We start from the raw sequence: 19,096 nt of genomic DNA on the forward strand, positions 1-19,096 counted from the left end.
GTTCACAGCGTCCTCGCTGTGTTTTTTCAAAGGAACCACGACCATCCGTGCGGATGGACGGGGTTATCAACATATCTGGCGTTGACTTTTGGCACGCTGTTGAGTTCTCAAGGAACGGACGCTTCCTTCGTACTCACCCGCAGAACATTCTCTGGGGCTTTCCTCCGGGCGCTTCCCTTCGGTGTTTCCAGCTTAGCAGATCCGATTTCCGTTTCCGCCACCCGCTGGAGCGGGCTGCCGGTCCGTTCTTCCGCTTTCGCGTTTTCCCTTTCCGGCTTCCGAAACCCTACCAGCCTTTTTCCGTCTTCCTGACCACACGCCTGAGTGGACACACAGAGGTGTAGACCAGTGATGTAGACCAGTTAGGATGTCGGCTCGACAGGTGCTGCAGATCCACGACTCATAGTCGCGCCGTGGCGAAGCAGGGGTACGACGTTACATGTCACCGGCAGACGAGGCAAATCGTTTGCGGAGCCCTCCAGGTCCGCCAACTGGTAAGTCACGCACGGAACCTGGACTACCTATGACATACGCTCTGAACAGTACGCCGCCCGGTACAGGCAGTGGCGGCGGCACGTGAATCTCCACCCCTGGGAGGCCCCCATGACAACCGTGACGTCGCCTCTGGCCGGGCGCGCCATCGGGCTCGCCGCCGTGCCCGACCCGGTGTTCTCCGGTGCGATGGTCGGTCCCGGTACGGCGATCGACCCCGTACGAGAGCCGTCCGAGGCGGTCTCCCCCGTGGATGGCATCGTTGTCTCCTTGCACCCGCACGCCTTCGTCGTCGTCGACCCCGAGGGCCACGGTGTGCTGACCCATCTGGGCATCGACACGGTCCAGCTCAACGGTGAGGGCTTCGAGCTCCTCATCAACAAGGGCGACACCGTGACCCGTGGTCAGGCCGTCGTGCGCTGGAACCCCCTCGCCGTCGAAGAGGCCGGCAAGTCCCCGATCTGTCCCGTGGTGGCCCTCGAGGCCTCCGCCGACGCGCTGGGCGGGCTCCGCGAGGACGGCGACATCAAGACCGGCGACGAACTGTTCAGCTGGGAGTGACCTCGCCGTCCCGGTGACGGCCTGTCGTACATCCACCGCGGCGGCTGGGGTCGCCGCACTATCGGAGACGGGTGCAATGGAGACAACGCTGCGAGGCGTCGGCGTGAGCCACGGTGTGGCGGTCGGCGAGGTTCGGCACATGGGCACGGCGGTGCTGGAACCGCCGGCCAAGCAGATACCGGCGGAGGACGCCGGGCGTGAACAGGGGCGCGCCCGGCACGCGGTGGACGCCGTTGCCGCCGACCTTGTCGCGCGCGGCAATCTGGCCGGCGGCGAGGCACAGCACGTGCTCGAGGCGCAGGCCATGATGGCGCAGGACCCCGAGCTGATGGCGGATGTCGAGCGGCGGATCGCCGTCGGCAGCACGGCCGAACGGGCCGTCTACGACGCATTCGCGGCCTACCGGGCGCTGCTGGCGGGTGCCGGTGAGTACCTGGCCGGGCGGGTGGCCGACCTCGACGACGTGCGCAACCGGATCGTGGCGCGGCTGCTCGGGGTGCCGATGCCGGGTGTGCCGGACAGCGACGAGCCGTATGTGCTGATCGCGCGGGACCTCGCTCCCGCGGACACGGCGCTGCTCGACCCGGCGCTGGTGCTCGGGTTCGTCACCGAGGAGGGTGGCCCGACCAGCCACAGCGCGATCCTGGCCCGGGCGCTCGGGGTGCCGGCCGTGGTGGCGCTTCCGGGGGCGTGCGAGCTGGCCGAGGGCACGGTGGTCGCGGTGGACGGCAGCACCGGTGAGGTGTTCGTGGAGCCCGGCGACGAGCGGCGTGCGCAGCTGACCGAGGCGGCGGCCGCGAGGAAGGCCGCACTGGCGGCGTCCACGGGTCCGGGTGCGACGTCGGACGGCCACAAGGTGCCGCTGCTGGCGAACGTCGGCGGCCCCGGGGACGTTCCCGCCGCCGTCGAAGCCGGTGCCGAGGGCGTCGGTCTGTTCCGCACCGAGTTCCTCTTCCTGGACGACAGCAAGCAGGCGCCGTCGGAGGCCAAGCAGGTCGAGGCGTACCGGAAGGTGCTGGAGGCGTTCCCCGAGGGGCGGGTGGTCGTGCGGGTGCTGGACGCCGGCGCCGACAAGCCCCTGGACTTCCTGACTCCGGCCGACGAGCCGAACCCGGCGCTGGGCGTGCGCGGGCTGCGGGCGCTGTTCGATCACCCGGAGGTGCTGCGGACGCAGCTGACCGCGCTGTCGAAGGCCGCCGAGGGGCTGCCCGTGTACCTCGAGGTCATGGCGCCGATGGTGGCCGACCGCACGGACGCCAGGGCGTTCGCGGACGCGTGCCGTGAGGCCGGCCTGAAGGCGAAGTTCGGTGCGATGGTCGAGATCCCGTCCGCAGCTCTGCGGGCGCGGTCGGTGCTGCAGGAGGTCGAGTTCCTGTCGCTGGGCACGAACGACCTGGCGCAGTACACCTTCGCCGCGGACCGCCAGGTCGGTGCGGTGTCCCGGCTCCAGGACCCGTGGCAGCCCGCGCTGCTCGACCTGGTGTCGCTGTCCGCCGAGGCGGCCAAGGCCGAGGGCAAGAGCTGTGGTGTGTGCGGTGAGGCCGCGTCGGATCCGCTGCTCGCGTGTGTGCTGACGGGTCTGGGCGTCACCTCCCTTTCCATGGGTGCGGCGTCGATCCCCTATGTGCGGGCGACGCTGGCGAAGTACACGCTGGCCCAGTGCGAGCGTGCCGCGGCCGCGGCGCGGGCCGCGGACTCCGCCGACGAGGCGCGGCGGGCCGCGCAGGCGGTGCTGTCCGGCGAGTGACCGGCCGGTCGGAGTGTGGAGGGGCTTCCCGCCGCGGGCGGGGAGCCCCTCTTCCGTTCCCGTGTGCTCTCCCTTGTCCTTGCCCCTCTGCCTCTACGGCTGTGAGTCGCCGACGGCGAAGCCCGCGCGGTACTCGACGCCTGGTTCCGGGGCGAGCGGCTCTCCGGTGTCCGCGTCCGTGCAGTAGGCGCTGAAGACCTCGGCCTCGGTGAGTGCGACGAGCCGGCCTCCGTGGAGCCGCCAGCCGTGCAGCCGGTCGGGTGCGTCGGGCGTGGAGGTCCTCAGGACGACTCCCCCAGGGCTCTCCAAAGCAATGCCGACCGCGAGGACCGTCGCGAATTCGGCGGCCTCGGCGGAGTCGAGCACGGCCGGCGCCTCGGCGGCGCGCATGGTGTGGAGGACCGCCAGGAGCTGCTGCCCCTTCTCGGCCGGGACGCTGCACACGAGGTGGTGCGTACCGGGCCCGGCGCCGTCGAGCAGTTCGACCAGCAGCCTCGATGCCCGGTCGAACGCGGAGCGGCCCGCGTCCTCCCCGCAGTCCGAGCAGGTGCCGAGGTCGCCGAGCAGGGAGGTGGCGTACTCCCAGGTGGTCTGCCGGGCCGTGCGGTGGACGAGTTGCGGTACGAGCTCGTCGAGCGGCTGGCCGGTGTACGCGATCGTCGCACCGGTGGAGGCGACCTCGGCGGTGTAGCGGCTGCGGCTTGCGGAGGAGTCGGGGTCGAGACCGGTCTCCTGGCAGTAGTGCGCGAACTCCACCGGGTCGAACAGGGCGACGGTGGTGTGACCGCCCTGGGTGGAGAGTGCCTTGAGCAGGCCTTCCGTGTGGCGGAGGTAGTCGGGATGGTCGTCGAAGACGAACGTCGGATACCGGCGCATGGCCGCGAAGTCCCGGTCGTCGACGAGGAGTCCTACGGTTGCGGGTACGTCGCGGCGCAGCGCCCGGTGGCGTGCCCGGCGGGCGTCGCCCGCCCGTGCGCGTCGGCGCGCGTGGCCGTGCCGACCGGCGTGCTTGGCGGCGGTGGTGTGGTCCTGGCCGTCCTGCGGGCGGTGTGTGCCGTCCTTGCCGTGGGCCGAGGTGCGGGCGGTCGCGTCGTGCTTGCGGTGCTGCATGGAATCCCCCTGGTGGCGTGAGCCCCGTTGCTCAGTGCTCACTCACCGTAACCGTGAGCACTGACAGCGTGTCCTCGCGGCCCAGGGGGCGGCTCGGGTTCAGCCGCGCTCGGCGCCGCGCTTGCGTGCCAGTTCCTCGTAGAAGCGCAGCAGTTCGAGGTTGTCCACCGAGCCGGGGTTGACCGCCTTCGTCAGGGCGGTCCCCTGCAGCAGGCGCTTGACCGGAACCTCGATGCGCTTGCCGGTGAGGGTGTGCGGGACGCCGGGGACCTCGATGATGTCGTCCGGGACGTGGCGCGGGGAGAGCTGTTCGCGGATGGTCCGCTTGATCCGGGAACGCAGTTCGTCGTCGAGGGCGGCGCCAGGGGCGAGGTGGACGAAGAGCGGCATCCAGTATCCGCCGTCGGGTTCCTCCAGGCCGATGACGAGGGATTCCCTGATCTCGGGAAGCCGTTCCACAGCTTCGTAGATGTCGGCGGAGCCCATGCGGACGCCCTGGCGGTTCAGGGTGGAGTCGGACCTGCCGTGGATGACGACGGAGCCGTGGTCGGTGATCGTGATCCAGTCGCCGTGCCGCCAGACGCCGGGGAACAGCTCGAAGTAGCTGTCGCGGTAGCGGCTTCCGTCGGGGTCGTTCCAGAAGCGGATCGGCATGGACGGCATGGGGTTCGTGACGACGAGCTCGCCGACCTCGCCGATGACGGGCTTGCCGTGCGGGTCCCAGGACTGCAGGTCGGTGCCGAGGCAGGCGGCCTGGAGTTCGCCGATGTGGACGGGCAGGGTCGGCACGGCCCCCGCGAAGCAGCTGCAGACGTCCGTGCCGCCGCTGACGGACGCGATCCACAGGTCCTCGCGGACCTCGTCGTGGAGCCAGCGGAAGCCGTCGGGCGGCAACGGGGACCCGGTGGTGGCGACGCACTGGATCCGTGAGAGGTCGTGGTCGCGCGAGGGGTGCACGCCGGCCTTGCGGCAGGCCATCACGTAGGCGGCGGAGGTGCCGAAGAGGGTCGTCTCGGTGCGCTCGGCGATCGCCCACTGGGCGCCGGTGTCCGGGTGGCCCGGGCTGCCGTCGTACAGCACGACGGTGGTGCCGGTGAGCAGGCCGGAGACGAGGAAGTTCCACATCATCCAGCCGGTGGAGGTGTACCAGAAGAAGCGGTCCCCGGGACCGAGGTCGCAGTGCAGCCCGAGCTGCTTGAAGTGTTCCAGGAGGATGCCGCCCTGGGACTGGACGATCGCCTTGGGCAGCCCGGTCGTGCCGGAGGAGTAGAGGACCCACAGCGGGTGGTCGAACGGGACCGGTTCGAAGACGGGCTCGGCGTCGCCGGCGGTGAGGGCGGACCACTCGAGGGCGCCTTCGGGGGCCGGGGTGCCGAGGAGGGGGATGTGGACGACGGCACGCAGGGTGGGCAGTTCGCGGCGGAGTTCGGCGACCACGTCGGCGCGGTCGTGCTCCTTGCCGCCGTAGCGGTAGCCGTCCACCGTGAACAGGACCACCGGTTCGACCTGCTGGAAGCGGTCGAGGACGCTGCGGGCGCCGAAGTCGGGGGCGCACGAGGTCCAGGTGGCGCCGACGGCGGCGGTGGCGAGGAGGGCGGTCACGGCCTGCGGGATGTTGGGCAGGTAGCCGCTGACGCGGTCGCCGGGGCGTACGCCGAGGGCGCGGAGTTCGGCGGCGAGCGATCCGACCTGGCGGCGCAGCTCGGCCCAGCTGATGGGGACCGGGTCATGTGTCTCGTCCACATGAATGAGTGCCGGCTCATGGGCGCGCGTCGGGTCGTCGGCCGTGCGCAGGGCGTGCTCGGCGTAGTTGAGCGTGGCGCCCGGGAACCACTGGGCACCGGGCATGCCGCGGTCGGCGAGGACGCGCTCGTAAGGGGTGGAGAACCGTACGTCGAACCAGTCGGCGACCGCCTCCCAGAAGGTCTCGAGCCGGTCGACCGACCAGCGGTGCAGGGCGGGGTAGCCGCCGTCGGCGGGCGCGCCGTGGTGCTCGGCGGCCCATGCCTGGAAGCGGGTGATCCGGGCCGCCGCGATGCGGTCGGCGTCCGGCTGCCAGAGGGGGGCAGGGTTCGCTGCTGAGGTCATGGGGCGGCTCCCGGGCGGCTGTGCGGCTCTGTGCGTGGTCGGCACTCGGTCGGCACGTGGTCTACGTGTGTGTCCGTGCGGGGCGTGGGTGTGCCTTCGCGCGGCTGACAGGGACGATGCCATGTGATCGTCTTCCGCACCAGGGTTCCCCACCCATGGCGGGGTGGCCGATTGTGTGCTCTCACCACGGGTGATGGGTCTCGGCACCGCGGTGAGTGGGTTCTGCCACCGCGGGTGAACGACAGTTGAACGGACCCCGCCCCGGCCTCGGCGGATGGCAGGGTGAGCGGCATGAACGGTCGTGATCTGGTGCGCTCGGTGCGGCTCTTCGGGACGGTGCGGGGGCTGCGCGCGGCGCGCTCGGCGTGGCGCAGGAGGCGTACGGATGCGTGGGGGCTGCCCCCGCGGGGCGCGGAGCGGGCGCGGGTGCCGGGTCAGGTGACCGGGGCGGAGCCGGCGCCGGGCGGCGGGATCGTCCGCTTTGCCCGTTCGGAGCTGCTGGTGCGGGTGGCGGCCACGGGTGTCGTCTTCTGGGGCTGGGACGGTGCGGAGCCCGAGCCGTCGTACGCGCTGGACGGCGCGCCCCCGAAACCCGACCCACGGGCCGGACTGGAGCCGGACAAGGACGGCGGCTGGCGGATCGTCTCGGAGCGGGTGACGGTGGCGGTGTCCCGGCACGGCGGGGTCGAGATCCGGACACCGGGCGGGGTGGTCCTGCGCAGGGATCTTCCTCCGCGCTGGTGGGAACCGGTCGGTGGCGGTCCGGCCCGCTGGCTCCAGCGCAGTGAAGTGGCGGCGGACGCCCGGTTCTTCGGCCTCGGCGGCCGTGCGTCGGGGCCGCGGCTGAGGGACGGCACGTACCGGCTGTGGAACACCGATCCGCGCGGGAGCTTCGGGCCGGGCGACGATCCGCTGTACATCACGATGCCCGTACAGCTCGTGGTCGCGGACGCGGGTACGCACCTGGCGTTCATCGACAACTCCTGGGAGGGACGGGTCACCCTGCGCGAGGGCGAGGAGGGCGCGGGGTCGGGACACGACCGTCCCGGTACGAGCGAGGTCCGCATGGGCGGTGGGCCGCTGCGCTGCTGGGTGGTCGTGGGCACGCCGGCACGGGTGCTCCGGAGGTGGACGGGGCTCACGGGCGCGCCCGCGCCGCCGCCGTCGTGGGCATTGGGGCCCCAGCACGCGCGCTGGGGCTTCGGCAGCGAGCGCGAGGTGCGGCGTGTGGTGGCGGGCTACCGGGAGCGGGGGCTGCCGCTGTCGGCGGTGCACCTGGACATCGACCACTACGACGGCCACCGGGTCTTCACCGTGGACGCGGAGCGTTTCCCCGATCTCCCCGGGCTGGCCAAGGATCTCGGTGCGGACGGGGTGCGGCTCGTCTCGATCGTCGATCCGGCGGTGAGGGCGGAGCCGGGCAACGAGGTGTACGACTCCGGAGCGGCGGCCGGCGCGTTCGTCCTGGACGGGCGCGGCCGCGAGGTGCGCGGTGAGGTGTGGCCCGGGGAGTGCGTGTACCCGGACTTCACGGATCCCCGGGTCCGCGCGTGGTGGGGCGGGCTGTACGAGGAGCGGCTGGCGCAGGGCTTCTCCGGGGTGTGGCACGACATGAACGAGCCGGTGGCGTTCGCTCCCTTCGGCGACATGACGCTGCCGCTCTCGGCCCGGCACTGCCTGGAGGGCCGCGGCGGCGATCACCGCGAGGCCCACAACGTGTACGGCCTGGCGATGGCACGGGCCGGCCACGAGGCGCTCCGGAAGCTGCGTCCCGAGGAGCGCCCGTTCCTGTTCTCGCGCTCGGGCTGGGTGGGCATGCAGCGGTACGGCGGGACCTGGTCCGGCGATGTGGCGACCGGCTGGCCGGGGCTCCGGGCATCGCTGGCGCTGGTGCTGGGGCTCGGGCTGTGCGGGGTACCGTACTCGGGTCCGGACGTGGGCGGGTTCGACGGAAGCCCGTCGCCCGAGCTGTTCCTGCGCTGGTTCCAGCTGGGGTCCTGTCTGCCGCTGTTCCGCACTCATGCGGCGATCGGGGCGGGGCGCCGGGAGCCGTGGGAGTTCGGCCCGCAGGTTCTCGGGCACGCCAGGGCGGCGCTGCTCGAACGGGAGCGGCTGCGCCCGTACTTCGTGACCCTGGCGCATCTGGCGAGGCTGACGGGGGCGCCGTATGTGCGGCCGCTGTGGTGGGGCGCGCCGGCCGACCGGGCGCTGCGGGACTGCGAGGACGCGTTCCTGCTGGGTGACGCGCTGCTGGTGGCGCCGGTGCTGGAGCCGGGCGCGAACCGGCGTGCGGTGCGACTGCCGCGGGGGCTCTGGTTCGACACGGCGTCCGGCGTGGCGTACGAGGGCCCCGGCCAGGCCCTGCTGGACGCCCCCCTGTCGCGGATCCCGGTGCTGGCAAGGGCGGGCGCGGTGATTCCGGTTCGCGGCGAGGACGGCGGGACCGAGCTGGAGGTGTGGTCGCCCGCCCCGGGCCGCACCGGCAGCGGTCTGGTCGTCGAGGACCGTGCCACCCCCGGGACGCGGCCGGCGGTGGAGCGCTACGCGTCGCGGCTGGTGGACGGCCGGGTGGTCGTGGAACGGGTGTCCGACGCCGGTGCGGTGCGGCCGGAGCGCCGGGTGCGGGTGCGCGGCGGCGCGGCGGCGCGGGCGCCTCGCAGGGCTCAGCCGTAGCGGCCCGCGAACCAGTTCCGTACCGCCGTGGTGTGCAGCGGGAAGGCGAGTTCCGCGGGTTCGTGCAGGATGTGCCAGCCCTCCGTCTCGTCGGTCGGTGCCGATGCCGGGAGCTCGTCCGCGGCGCGCTGCGGGAGGAGCCCGAAGAGCAGCAGGTGCCCGCCGGGCGAGCTGAGGGCGTCGGCGAGCCGGACGTCCCCGTGCGCGGCGTCGATGCCGGTTTCCTCCTTCAGTTCGCGGACGACGGCGTGCTTCCAGTCCTCGGTGTGGTCGATGAACCCGCCGGGGAGGGCGATCCGGCCGCGCTGGGGCTCGATGGTGCGGGTGATGACGACGAGTCCGGTGGTGCCGGGGCCGGTGACGGGGAGCAGGGCCACGGCGACGGGAAGGGGGTTGCGGTAGGCGATGTCACCGCATGCGGCACAGGTCCGGGGCCAGTCGGCGGGACCGCTGTACGGGGCGCCGCAGCTGGAGCAGTGGGAGTCCCGTGCGGGTGTCCGGTGCGCGGATGTGGGGGCCGTCCCGGCGGTGCCGGGATCGGGCGTGGGTTCGCGGGGCTCGGTCACAGGCGGACTGTACGCGACGACGGGCCCCGCGGTCCGCGCGTTCAGGACAGGGATCGCCTTGACACGGGGAAGTCGAAGTAGGTGTCGGGGAACAGTTCGGGTTTGTGGGTGAAGTGCCACCACTCCTCGGGCAGGTTGACGAAGCCGACGCCGGCGAGCGTGTCCTTGAGCAGCTGCCGGTTGGCGCGCTGGACGCCCTGGATGCGCGGGTCCTCGGTGTGCGAGAGCGTGTCGAAGCAGTCGAACCCGGTACCCATGTCGGCGGAGTTGTCCGGAAAGCGCTCCGACTGCGGGGCGTGGCAGGGGACGAGGGGCTCGCCGGGGACGTACGGGCGGGTCTTTACGGCCGGGAGGGGGACGAGGGTGAGGTCGACGGTGCTGCCGCGGCTGTGGCCGGACTTCGCGGCGATGTAGCCGTCCGCGAAGAGCCTCGACTTGTCGACCTGTGGATAGAACTCCTTCTTCATCCGCTCGTCACCGAGGTCCTCGGCCCAGCGAACGAAGTGGTCGACGGCCCGCTGCGGCCGGTAGCAGTCGTAGACCTTGAGCGAGTGGCCCCGGCGCAGGAGCGTGCGCTGGGCCTTGCGGAGCGCCCGGGCGGTGGGGCGGGTGACGATGCAGACCGGCCGGTGGTAGCCGTCGATCGGTTCGCCCACGAAGTTGTGCGCCGCGGTGTAGCGCATCTCGTGGAGGATCGTCGGGTCCACGGAGCTCAGGGCGACGAACTCCTCGGGGGCCTTCGGTTCGGAGACGGCCCGGGCGGCGGGGGGCGCGGCGGCGACCAGGGCGGCGCCTGCGACGGCCAGGGCGATCAGGGCGCGGAGTGCGGGGGCGGGTCCTCTCATGCGCATCATGCGCACCGTCTATCAGGAACGGGTGGCCGGGACCACCCCCGTGGGTTCCGGCCACCCGTTCACTCCTACCGGACGCCGAACGGGCTTGTGCGGTTCTGGTATTCGGCACATCGGCTCGGGGGCGTCCGCGTGTCGGGGACCGGGGCTCGGCGCGGGGTCGTGCGCGCGTCCCGGGCGTGGCACACTGGCAGCTGTTCTGACGATCCGTCAGTTAGTGGCGGACGTACGGACGTCCGGGAGGGGCCTTGACGCGCGTACGCAGACCGGTGGTGGCCGGGTGGTTCACCGAGGGAGACGGCGACCGGGAGTTCCGGCTGCTGGGCACCCGTTGCGGTGCCTGCACCGCGGTCTTCTTCCCCCGGGAGGACTCGTTCTGCCGCAACCCCGGGTGCACGGGCGGCGAGCTGGCGGAGGTGCCGCTCTCGAAGCGGGGTCGCGTGTGGTCGTACACGGCGGGCCGGTACCGTCCGCCGGCGCCGTACGCCTCCGACCCGGACACCGAGTGGGAGCCGTACACGCTGGTCGCCGTCGAGCTCGAGGCCGAGCGGATGGTGGTGCTCGGCCAGGCGGTCCCGGGGGTGACGGTCGAGGATCTGAGCGTCGGTGCGGAGGTCGAGGTGGTGCCCGGGATCCTCTCCGAGGACGCGGACACGGCGTGGACGACCTGGCACTGGCGCCCGGTGGAGGTGGACCGGTGAACGATGTCGCGGTGCTCGGCGCGGGCATGCATCCGTGGGGCAAGTGGGGCCGGAGTTTCGTCGAGTACGGGACGGCCGCGGCCCGCGCCGCGCTCGCCGACGCGGGGATCGGCTGGCAGGACGTCCGGTCGGTCGTCGGCGCCGACACGGTCCGCGGCGGCTACCCCGGGTATGTCGCGGGCGCGACCTTCGCCCGGGCACTGGGCTGGCAGGGGGCACGCGTCACCAGCGTCTACGCCGCCTGCGCGTCGGGGGCGCAGGCCATCGACACCGCCCGGGCGCAGATCCTGGCGGGCATGGCCGAGGTGGTGCTGGTCGTCGGCGCCGACTCCGCGCCCAAGGGGTTCTTCGCACCCGCCGGCGGCGACCGGCCCGACGATCCGGACTGGCTGCGCTTCCGGCTGCTGGGCGCCACGAACCCCGCGTACTTCGGCCTGTACGCGCGCCGCCGCATGGCCCTCCACGGCGACACCACGGACGACTTCGCGCAGGTCAAGGTAAAGAACGCGGCGGCCGGCGCGCTCAACCCGTACGCCCGCTACCGGACGGCGGTGAGCGCCCGACAGGTGGCGTCCTCCCCCGTCGTCGCGGACCCCCTGCGTCTGCTCGACATCTGCGCCACGTCCGACGGCGGCGCCGCGCTGGTGCTGTCGAGCATGGCGTACGCCCGCCGGCACGGCGCGGGCGTTCCGGTGCGCATCCGCGCGGTCTCGACGGTGACCCCCACCTACCCCAGGACCGTGCTCGACCTCCCGGACATCGCAACGGACTCGGCGGTCGCCGTGGATCCGCCGGCCCTGGGCTTTGGGGAATCGATCGCCCGCGCCGCGTACGAGGAGGCCGGGCTCGGGCCCGATGACCTGTCGCTCGCCGAGGTGTACGACCTGTCCACCGCGCTGGAGTTGCAGTGGTACGAGGACCTGGGCCTGTGCGGACCCGGTGAGGGCGCCAAGCTGCTGCGCGAGGGAGCGACGGCCCTGGGCGGCCGGATCCCGGTGAACGCGAGCGGCGGGCTCGCCTCGTTCGGGGAGGCCGTACCCGCCCAGGCCGTCGCCCAGGTGTGCGAACTGACCTGGCAGCTCCGCGGGACCGCGGGAGAACGCCAGGTGGCGGGGGCACGCGCCGGGATGACCGCGAACCAGGGGCTGTTCGGTCACGGCTCGGCGGTCGTCGCGGTCCGGTGAACAACTCCGCCCCGTGCTCAAGCGCTTCGGGCTCACGACTCCGGCTCACCGTCTGAACCGCACGTGGTGCAGGCGACCTTGACGGGGCGGTAACCCGGGGGAAAACTGCCTCTTCGTCGGCGCCGCTGCCACGGCAGCGCGGCGTTCCGGCGCGCTCACCACGCTCGTCACGGAGACCGCGTACGGCACGGCCCCCGCACCGCGCCCTGCCTTCCGCGCTCCGTAGCCATGGGAACGACGCCCAGCCCTGGAGCCGCCATGAGCAACGCAGACATCTTCCTAGGCGAGGTCATCGGCACCGCGATACTGATCCTCTTCGGCGCGGGGGTCTGCGCCGCGGTCACCCTCAACCATTCCAAGGCAAAGGCGTCCGGCTGGATCGTCATCGCCTTCGGCTGGGGCTTCGGCGTACTGGCGGGCGCGTACACCGCTGCACCGCTGTCCGGCGGCCACCTCAACCCTGCCGTGACCGTGGGCATCGCGGTCGACACCGGTGAGTGGGGCAAGGTGCCGCTGTACATCCTGGCCCAGCTGATCGGGGCGCTCCTCGGAGCGGTCCTGGCCTGGCTGGCCTACTACGCCCAGTTCCGGGCCAACGCCGAGCCCGCGGACGCCCAGCCCACGCTCGGGATCTTCTCGACCGCGCCGGAGATCCGCAGTCCCGTCGCGAACCTCGTCACCGAGACCGTCGCCACGGTCGGACTGGTGCTGCCGATCCTCGCTTTCGGGCGGAACGCCGGCATCGGCATCGGCCAGGTCCCGGGACAGGCCGCGGGGATCTACGGCTCCGGGATCTCGGTGCTGCTGGTGTCACTTCTCGTCGTCGGCATCGGACTGTCGCTCGGCGGACCGACCGGCTACGCCATCAACCCCGCCCGCGACCTGGGCCCTCGGCTGGCGCACTCGCTGCTGCCGATCCCCAACAAGGGGACCTCCGACTGGGGTTACGCCTGGGTCCCGGTAACCGGACCGCTCATCGGGGGGCTCCTCTCGGGCGTGATCTTCAACCTCGTCTTCTGAACCGCCGCGCGGCCGTGCTCCGGAAGCACCGCCCGCCGCACCCTTCCCACCGCAGCCTCAGGGCAGCGCCTTCCGACAAGAGGACGTCATGACGGACACCTCCCAGAAATTCGTCGCCGCCATCGACCAGGGCACCACGTCCAGCCGCTGCATCATCTTCGACCAGGACGGCGCGATCGTCGCCGTCGACCAGCGGGAGCACCGTCAGATCTTCCCGAAGCCGGGCTGGGTGGAGCACGACGCCACCGAGATCTGGTCCAAGGTGCAGGCCGTGGTCGCCGGAGCGCTCGCGAAGGCGGGGCTCCGCGCCGGGCAGCTCAGCGCCCTCGGCATCACCAACCAGCGGGAGACGACGGTCCTCTGGGACCGCTCGACCGGCAAGCCCGTGCACAACGCCATCGTCTGGCAGGACACCCGGACCTCCGGTCTCTGCACCGAACTGGGCGGCGCGGACGGGCAGGACCGGTTCCGCGACGCCACCGGCCTGCCGCTCGCCAGCTACTTCTCGGGGCCGAAAGCCGCCTGGCTGCTGGACCATGTGCCGGGGCTGCGCGGGCGGGCGGAGCGCGGCGACATCGCCTTCGGCACCATCGACTCCTGGCTGATCTGGAACCTGACGGGCGGGACGGACGGCGGTGTCCACGTCACGGACGTCACGAACGCCTCCCGCACGATGCTCATGAACCTGGAGACCCTCCAGTGGGATGCGTCCATCCTCTCCGCCATGAACGTCCCGGAGGCGGTCCTGCCGGAGATCCGTTCCTCGGCCGAGGTCTACGGCACCGCCGTGGGCCAGTTGGACGGCGTACCCGTCGCCTCCGCGCTCGGCGACCAGCAGGCCGCCGTCTTCGGCCAGGCCTGCTACGACACGGGTACGGCGAAGAACACGTACGGGACGGGCAGCTTCCTGCTGCTCAACACGGGCGGCCGGCCGGTGCCCTCCAAGAACGGGCTCATCACGACGCTCGGCTACAAGATCGGTGACGCCGACCCCGTCTACTGCCTCGAGGGCTCCATCGCGATCACCGGCGCCCTCGTGCAGTGGTTCCGCGACCAGCTCGGCATCATCCGCAGCGCGGACGAGATCGAGACCCTGGCCGCGAGCGTCGAGGACAACGGCGGGGCGTACATCGTCCCGGCCTTCTCCGGGCTGTACGCACCGTACTGGCGCTCCGACGCCCGAGGGGTGATCACCGGCCTCACCCGGTACGTCACCAAGGCGCATCTCGCCCGGGCCGTGCTGGAGGCGACGAGCTGGCAGACGCGCGAGGTGGTCGACGCGATGTACCAGGACTCGGGGGTTCCGATCACCACGCTGAAGGTGGACGGCGGGATGACCGCCAACCGGCTGCTGATGCAGCATCAGGCCGATGTGCTGGGCGTGCCGGTGATCCGGCCGAAGGTGTCCGAGACGACGTGCCTGGGCGCGGCGTACGCGGCGGGCCTCGCCACCGGGGTCTGGGGCGGCCTGGACGAGCTGAAGGCGCACTGGCAGCGCGACGTCGAATGGTCGCCCCGGATGGCCGCGGACGTGCGCGACCGGGAGTACGACAACTGGCGCAGGGCCGTCGAGCGCAGCTTCGGCTGGCAGCGGGAGGACGGCGCGTAGCCGCCCGCCCCTCCCATGGACCACGGCCCGTACCCCTGTCGGCGGGGGTACGGGCCGTGTCAAGCCGGAAGAGTCCGGTGGCGGGCCCGGCCTCAGGTCGCCGCCGGTTCCCGCTCCCTCGTGGACCGCACCAGGGCGTGCTCCACGACGGCCACGAGCACCGACTTGACCGACTCCCGCCGGCGGGCGTCGCACATCATCAGCGGTACCTCGGGGTCGAGGTCGAGCGCCGCCCGCACGGTCTCCGCGGGGAACTCGTCGGCGCCCTCGAAGCAGTTGACCCCCACCGTGAACGGGATGCCGCGCCGCTCGAAGTAGTCGATCGCGGCGAACGAGTCCTCCAGACGGCGGGTGTCGGCGAGCACGACCGCGCCGAGGGCGCCCTGGGCCAGCTCGTCCCAGAGGAACCAGAACCGGTCCTGGCCGGGGGTGCCGAAGAGGTAGAGGACGAGGTCCTCGCGCAGCGTGATGCGGCCGAAGTCCATGGCGACGGTCGTCGTGCTCTTGGACTCCACCCCGTCGAGATCGTCCACGGGCCGGCCGGCCTCGCTCAGGGTCTCCTCGGTACGGAGCGGCTTGATCTCGCTGACCGCGCCCACGAGGGTGGTCTTGCCCACCCCGAAGCCACCGGCCACAAGGATCTTCAGTGTCACCGGCTCCACCGGCGTCTCCCGTCGGCTAGAGCGCCCGAAGACCATTGATCACCTCGCGGAGAATGCTGACGTCCGGCAACTCGGCCGGCGGAACGGGTCGGGTCACATGGACCAGTGCGTCGTCGACGAGGTCGCCCACGAGGACCCGGATCACCCCGACGGGGAGGTCCAGGCCCGCGGCGAGCTCGGCGATCGACTGGGGGGTGGTGCTGCAGCGTTCGACGATCTCCACGTGCTCCGGGGAGAGCGTCTGGTCCCGGCCGGGGTCGTGGGCGGCCGGTTCGGGGACGACGAGCGCGATCAGGTCGAGCCGGTGCTCCGTGGTACTCGTGGTCCGGCCACGGGTCATCGCGTACGGACGGACCACCGGACCGGCTTCGTCGTCGTACCACCGGGGGGCTTGCCGGACCTGCTGTCTGCCGTCAGTCATGGCCGGTCCACTCACCCTCCGGCGGAGAGCCCGGTCCGGGGGGCCGTCGCGAGGTGGGCGCCGACGCGCTTGACCATCAGCGTCATCTCGTAGGCGACCAGACCGACGTCGGAGTCGGCGTCGGAAAGGACGGCCAGGCAGCTGCCGTCGCCCGCGGCGGTGACGAAGAGGAAGGCGTCCTCGAGCTCGACGACGGTCTGGCGCACCCGGCCGGCGTCGAAGTGGCGGCCCACGCCCTTGGCCAGGCTGTGGAACCCGGAGGCCACGGCGGCGAGGTGCTCCCCGTCCTCACGGGTGAGGTCCTTGGAGGCGCCGGTGGCCAGGCCGTCGCCGGAGAGGACGAGGGCCTTGCGGATGGAACCGACCCGTTCGACCAGTTCGTCGAGGAGCCAGTTGAGCTCGCCGTTCTTGGTCGTGTCGGTTGCTGCGGCGTTCGGTGCGGTCATCGACCGTCCCCCTCCGGTGTCGTTCCTGGTGCTGTCTCGCCGGGGCCGGTGGCATCCTCGGCGTTCTGGCGACGTCCGCGCTGCCAGCCGCGTTGCAGCGAGGCCATGCGGTCGCGTACTTGTTCCGCGTCACGTTCGAAGTCCTGGGCGTCGTCCGCCGCGGTGCGCGTGCCGGCGCCGCGGGTACCGGAGCCTTCGCGCAGCTGCGGGGCGAGGTTGGCCTGGCGGACCCGGCGGGGCAGCCCGCCGACCGTCGGCCCCGAGGACCCGCGGGCCGGGCGGACGGCGCCCGTTCCGGTTCCGGAACCGGACCTCGTGGCGTCCGCCGGTTGGGACGCGTCACCGGGCCGCTCGGGGCCGCGGGACGGCGTGCTCCTGAGCGGGAGCGGCACCGGACCGGTGGACGGACCGGCCGCAGGGGCCCCGGCGGCGGAGTCCGGGCGCGTGCCCGGGCCTTCCGGTTCGTCCCCGCCGGACCCGGGCAGCGGGTGCGAACGGCCCCGCTCGCCGATGCGGCGCCCGTTGTCCGCGACCAGCGTCGGCGGCTTGCGGCGGGGCAGGGGGACGGGGCCCCTGGACGCCCGGCGCGGGCCCTTCCCCGGACGCTCCGGCGTCTGGTCGGAGGCCTGCTGGTGCTGCTCGTCGGGAACGCGCATGAATTCCCGGGCCCGGAAGAGCCCGCCGCGCTCGCTCTCGATGTCCTCGATGTCGGCGGCGGAGTCGGGCACCGCGTTGATCGGTTCGGCCGTGTCGATGCGGTCGGCGCGACCGCCCAGGGCGGGCCGGTCCTCGAACCCCAGGGTGCCGACGGGCGCCTCGAGTTCGACGGGGCCGTCGAGCACCGCGGGGCCGGTGAGTCCCGCGGGAACCTGCGAGAGGGTCGCCAGACGGCCGGACTCGGGGCGGCGGCCGGAGGCCGCGCCCAGGGAGCCCTTGCGGTCCAGGCGGAAGCCGGTGCCCTCGGTGTCGGGGGCGTCGGTGAGCAGCGCGGCCGGGACGAAGACCACCGCGGTGGTCCCTCCGTACGGCGACTGCTGCAGGGACACGCGCACGTTCTGCCGCTGGGCGAGCCGGCTGACGACGAACAGCCCGAGCCTGTCGGTGTCGGAGAGCTCGAACTCGGGGGTCTCCGCCAGCCGGAGGTTGGCGTCGAGCAGTGCCTCGGGGGTCATCCCGAGGCCCCGGTCGTGGATCTCGAGGGTGAAGCCGTTGGCGACCCGCTCGCCGTGCACCTGCACGCCGGTGTGCGGGGGCGAGAACACCGTGGCGTTCTCCAGCAGTTCGGCGATGAGGTGGGTGAGGTCGGAGACCGCGGGTCCGGCCACGCCGACGCGCGCCAGCCGCCGGACCTCGATCCGTTCGTAGTCCTCGACCTCGGCGACCGCGGCCCGTACGACGTCCATGAGCTGGATCGGCTTGCGCCACTGCCGGGAGGGGGCCGCGCCGGAGAGGATCACCAGGCCCTCCGCGTGCCGGCGCATACGGGTGGTGAGGTGGTCCAGCCGGAACAGGTCCGCCAGTTCCTCGGCGTCCTCGGTGCGGCGTTCCATCGTGTCGAGGAGGGTGAGCTGGCGGTGGAGCAGGACCTGGTTGCGGCGGGCGAGGTTGACGAACACCTCGGAGACGCCGCGGCGCATGTCGGCCTGCTTGACGGCGGCCTCGACGGCGGCCCGCTGGAGGGTGTTGAGCGCCTGGCCGACCTGCCCGATCTCGTCCTTGTCGTACTCCAGGTGGGGCGCTTCGGTCTCCACGTCGACGTGCTCGCCCGCGGCGAGCCGGCGCATGACGCTGGGGAGGCGGACGCCGGAGACCTCGTGGGCCTCCTTGCGCAGCCGGGACAGGGAACGCGCGAGGTCGCGGCCGATGCGCACGGAGACGACGACGGAGACCAGGAGGGCCAGGAACCCGAGGACGCCGGCGATGCCCGCCTTGACCAGAACCCCGTACGCGGCGGGCTCCACGCGGTCCTGGTAGCGGTCGCCCGCCTCGCTGGACTGGCGGGCCAGGTCGTCCAGGACGGGCCCGGCGAGCTGCTGCCACCGTTCCGCGTCCACGACGCGCGGCTTGCCGGTGGGTCCGGCGGCGAGCAGCTTCTCCTCGGTCTCGCGCAGGGGCTGGGTGTCGGGGCTGGCCCAGTACTGCTCGACGATCTCGCGCTCGGAGGCCGGCAGGACCTCGAGGTTGATCTCGTACAGGAGCTTGCGGTTGGCGACGAGATCGGTGACGGCCCGGATCTCCCCGGCCGTGACCTTGCCCGCGACCAGCGACGAGGTGACGAGCGCGTCCTCGCGGGAGAGCAGTTCGCGAGCGCGCACGATGCCGACGAGGGCGCGGCCCTGCTTCTCCAGTTCGACGCTCTCCAGGCCGTTGAGGGAGGTGAGGAAGCCGTAGCAGGGATCGACGAGCCGGTTGTAGAACTCCAGTGCCTGGGCGCGGGTGATGGCGCTCTGCTCGACGTTCTGGCGCAGGGAGCCGAGGCCGTCGAGCGCGTCGACGAGCCGGTCGAGGCGGCGGGAGGCGTCCGCGCTGAGGGAGTTCCTGACCCCGGAGTCCTGTGCGCTGGCACGGATTTCGGCCACCGCCCGGTCGGTCTGCGACCGCTGGCCGCGCAGGGCGATCAGGGAGTCGACGGCGCGGGGGTCGGCCAGGTAGACGAGGGTCTGGCGGCGTTCCTTCTGGATGACGCGGACCGTGTCCTCGAGCGGAAGGCCGACCTTCTCGAAGATGTAACCGGCGTCCAGCAGCTGCTTTGCCTCACGGCCGGTCAGTGCGGTCGCGAACCCCCACAGAGCGGTCAGCGAGACGAGCGGCACAAGCAGCAACGCCACGATCTTCCGGCGGATGGACGTCCCGCGAAAGCGCATGGCCTCCCCCAGCTCGACCCGCGCGGACGGCGCGGGTGGTGATGTCCGCTTGGTGTGTGGTGCCGTTGTCTGTCGTGAGTGGTGCCGAGTTGTGCCAGAAC

The 19,096-nt window shown here is 72.3% G+C and carries 16 protein-coding genes; 8 read left to right on the forward strand and 8 right to left on the reverse strand.

What is annotated here, in order from left to right:
- The 3 genes from BLT82_RS37600 to ptsP form a co-directional block, all read left to right on the forward strand.
- The coding region (locus BLT82_RS37600) for a hypothetical protein (RefSeq protein ID WP_208868014.1) at window positions 1–312 on the forward strand (312 nt) is incomplete at its 5' end.
- 291 nt (window positions 313–603) lie between these two features.
- Window positions 604–1,053, forward strand: a complete 450-nt coding sequence (locus tag BLT82_RS23565) for a PTS sugar transporter subunit IIA (RefSeq protein WP_093658108.1) — start codon at window positions 604–606, stop codon at window positions 1,051–1,053.
- A 76-nt stretch (window positions 1,054–1,129) separates the two neighbouring features.
- Window positions 1,130–2,800, forward strand: coding sequence for a phosphoenolpyruvate--protein phosphotransferase (gene ptsP / locus BLT82_RS23570; RefSeq protein ID WP_093658110.1), 1,671 nt, complete (start codon window positions 1,130–1,132; stop codon window positions 2,798–2,800).
- A gap of 93 nt (window positions 2,801–2,893) precedes the next feature.
- Here the strand turns inward: ptsP and BLT82_RS23575 are convergent, their stop codons facing one another.
- Both BLT82_RS23575 and BLT82_RS23580 read right to left on the reverse strand, forming a co-directional pair.
- Entirely contained in the window at window positions 2,894–3,910 is a 1,017-nt protein-coding gene (locus BLT82_RS23575; protein WP_093658112.1) for a hypothetical protein, read from the reverse strand.
- A 99-nt stretch (window positions 3,911–4,009) separates the two neighbouring features.
- Entirely contained in the window at window positions 4,010–5,998 is a 1,989-nt protein-coding gene (locus BLT82_RS23580) for an acetoacetate--CoA ligase (RefSeq protein WP_093658114.1), read from the reverse strand.
- A 291-nt stretch (window positions 5,999–6,289) separates the two neighbouring features.
- Between BLT82_RS23580 and BLT82_RS23585 the strand changes: the two genes are divergently transcribed.
- Window positions 6,290–8,671: a glycoside hydrolase family 31 protein gene (locus BLT82_RS23585; RefSeq protein ID WP_093658116.1), complete on the forward strand. Its 2,382-nt coding sequence runs from the start codon at window positions 6,290–6,292 to the stop codon at window positions 8,669–8,671.
- Here the strand turns inward: BLT82_RS23585 and BLT82_RS23590 are convergent.
- Both BLT82_RS23590 and BLT82_RS23595 read right to left on the reverse strand, forming a co-directional pair.
- On the reverse strand, window positions 8,662–9,237 hold the full coding sequence (locus BLT82_RS23590; protein ID WP_093658118.1) for an NUDIX domain-containing protein: 576 nt from the start codon (window positions 9,235–9,237) through the stop codon (window positions 8,662–8,664). The two genes, BLT82_RS23585 and BLT82_RS23590, sit on opposite strands and share 10 nt — an antisense overlap.
- Window positions 9,238–9,278: 41 nt before the next feature.
- The gene (locus BLT82_RS23595; protein WP_404205040.1) at window positions 9,279–10,091 is read right to left on the reverse strand and encodes a M15 family metallopeptidase; all 813 of its coding nucleotides are present in this window, start codon (window positions 10,089–10,091) and stop codon (window positions 9,279–9,281) included.
- Window positions 10,092–10,357: 266 nt separating this feature from the next.
- Here BLT82_RS23595 and BLT82_RS23600 point away from each other — a divergent pair, with 266 nt between their 5' ends.
- From BLT82_RS23600 to glpK, 4 genes are all read left to right on the forward strand, one after another.
- On the forward strand, window positions 10,358–10,789 hold the full coding sequence (locus tag BLT82_RS23600; protein WP_093658120.1) for a Zn-ribbon domain-containing OB-fold protein: 432 nt from the start codon (window positions 10,358–10,360) through the stop codon (window positions 10,787–10,789).
- Window positions 10,786–11,973 carry a lipid-transfer protein gene (locus BLT82_RS23605; protein WP_208868015.1) on the forward strand — a complete coding sequence of 396 codons (1,188 nt, stop codon included), beginning with the start codon at window positions 10,786–10,788 and terminating at the stop codon, window positions 11,971–11,973. The genes BLT82_RS23600 and BLT82_RS23605 overlap by 4 nt, the downstream gene beginning before the upstream one ends.
- Before the next feature lie 258 nt (window positions 11,974–12,231).
- A complete protein-coding gene (locus tag BLT82_RS23610) occupies window positions 12,232–12,993 on the forward strand; it encodes an MIP/aquaporin family protein (RefSeq protein WP_093658122.1) in 762 nt (253 codons plus the stop codon).
- A gap of 88 nt (window positions 12,994–13,081) precedes the next feature.
- Window positions 13,082–14,602: a glycerol kinase GlpK gene (glpK, locus tag BLT82_RS23615; protein ID WP_093658124.1), complete on the forward strand. Its 1,521-nt coding sequence runs from the start codon at window positions 13,082–13,084 to the stop codon at window positions 14,600–14,602.
- A gap of 92 nt (window positions 14,603–14,694) precedes the next feature.
- Here the strand turns inward: glpK and BLT82_RS23620 are convergent, their stop codons facing one another.
- The 4 genes from BLT82_RS23620 to BLT82_RS23635 are packed head-to-tail and all read right to left on the reverse strand — an operon-like array spanning window position 14,695 to window position 18,995.
- Complete coding sequence (locus BLT82_RS23620; protein ID WP_093658126.1) at window positions 14,695–15,300, reverse strand: GTP-binding protein; 606 nt, start codon at window positions 15,298–15,300, stop codon at window positions 14,695–14,697.
- Window positions 15,281–15,685 carry a DUF742 domain-containing protein gene (locus BLT82_RS23625; RefSeq protein WP_093658128.1) on the reverse strand — a complete coding sequence of 135 codons (405 nt, stop codon included), beginning with the start codon at window positions 15,683–15,685 and terminating at the stop codon, window positions 15,281–15,283. The genes BLT82_RS23620 and BLT82_RS23625 overlap by 20 nt, the downstream gene beginning before the upstream one ends.
- Window positions 15,686–15,696: 11 nt before the next feature.
- Window positions 15,697–16,131, reverse strand: a complete 435-nt coding sequence (locus BLT82_RS23630) for a roadblock/LC7 domain-containing protein (RefSeq protein ID WP_093658130.1) — start codon at window positions 16,129–16,131, stop codon at window positions 15,697–15,699.
- Window positions 16,128–18,995 (reverse strand): sensor histidine kinase, encoded by a 2,868-nt coding sequence (locus tag BLT82_RS23635; RefSeq protein WP_093658132.1) that lies wholly within the window; start codon window positions 18,993–18,995, stop codon window positions 16,128–16,130. Before BLT82_RS23635 ends, BLT82_RS23630 begins: the two co-directional genes overlap by 4 nt.
- Between the last annotated feature and the right edge of the window lie 101 nt (window positions 18,996–19,096).

The sequence above is a fragment of the Streptomyces wuyuanensis genome (assembly GCF_900103455.1).
In the GTDB taxonomy this organism is placed as follows: domain Bacteria; phylum Actinomycetota; class Actinomycetes; order Streptomycetales; family Streptomycetaceae; genus Streptomyces; species Streptomyces wuyuanensis.

Coding starts and splice junctions, on each gene's coding strand:
- BLT82_RS23565 (WP_093658108.1), top strand. CDS start 604: ATGACAACCGTGACGTCGCCTCTGGCCGGGCGCGCCATCGGGCTCGCC.
- ptsP (WP_093658110.1), top strand. CDS start 1,130: ATGGAGACAACGCTGCGAGGCGTCGGCGTGAGCCACGGTGTGGCGGTC.
- BLT82_RS23575 (WP_093658112.1), bottom strand. CDS start 3,910: ATGCAGCACCGCAAGCACGACGCGACCGCCCGCACCTCGGCCCACGGC.
- BLT82_RS23580 (WP_093658114.1), bottom strand. CDS start 5,998: ATGACCTCAGCAGCGAACCCTGCCCCCCTCTGGCAGCCGGACGCCGAC.
- BLT82_RS23585 (WP_093658116.1), top strand. CDS start 6,290: ATGAACGGTCGTGATCTGGTGCGCTCGGTGCGGCTCTTCGGGACGGTG.
- BLT82_RS23595 (WP_404205040.1), bottom strand. CDS start 10,091: ATGATGCGCATGAGAGGACCCGCCCCCGCACTCCGCGCCCTGATCGCC.
- BLT82_RS23610 (WP_093658122.1), top strand. CDS start 12,232: ATGAGCAACGCAGACATCTTCCTAGGCGAGGTCATCGGCACCGCGATA.
- glpK (WP_093658124.1), top strand. CDS start 13,082: ATGACGGACACCTCCCAGAAATTCGTCGCCGCCATCGACCAGGGCACC.
- BLT82_RS23620 (WP_093658126.1), bottom strand. CDS start 15,300: ATGGTCTTCGGGCGCTCTAGCCGACGGGAGACGCCGGTGGAGCCGGTG.
- BLT82_RS23625 (WP_093658128.1), bottom strand. CDS start 15,685: ATGACTGACGGCAGACAGCAGGTCCGGCAAGCCCCCCGGTGGTACGAC.
- BLT82_RS23630 (WP_093658130.1), bottom strand. CDS start 16,131: ATGACCGCACCGAACGCCGCAGCAACCGACACGACCAAGAACGGCGAG.
- BLT82_RS23635 (WP_093658132.1), bottom strand. CDS start 18,995: ATGCGCTTTCGCGGGACGTCCATCCGCCGGAAGATCGTGGCGTTGCTG.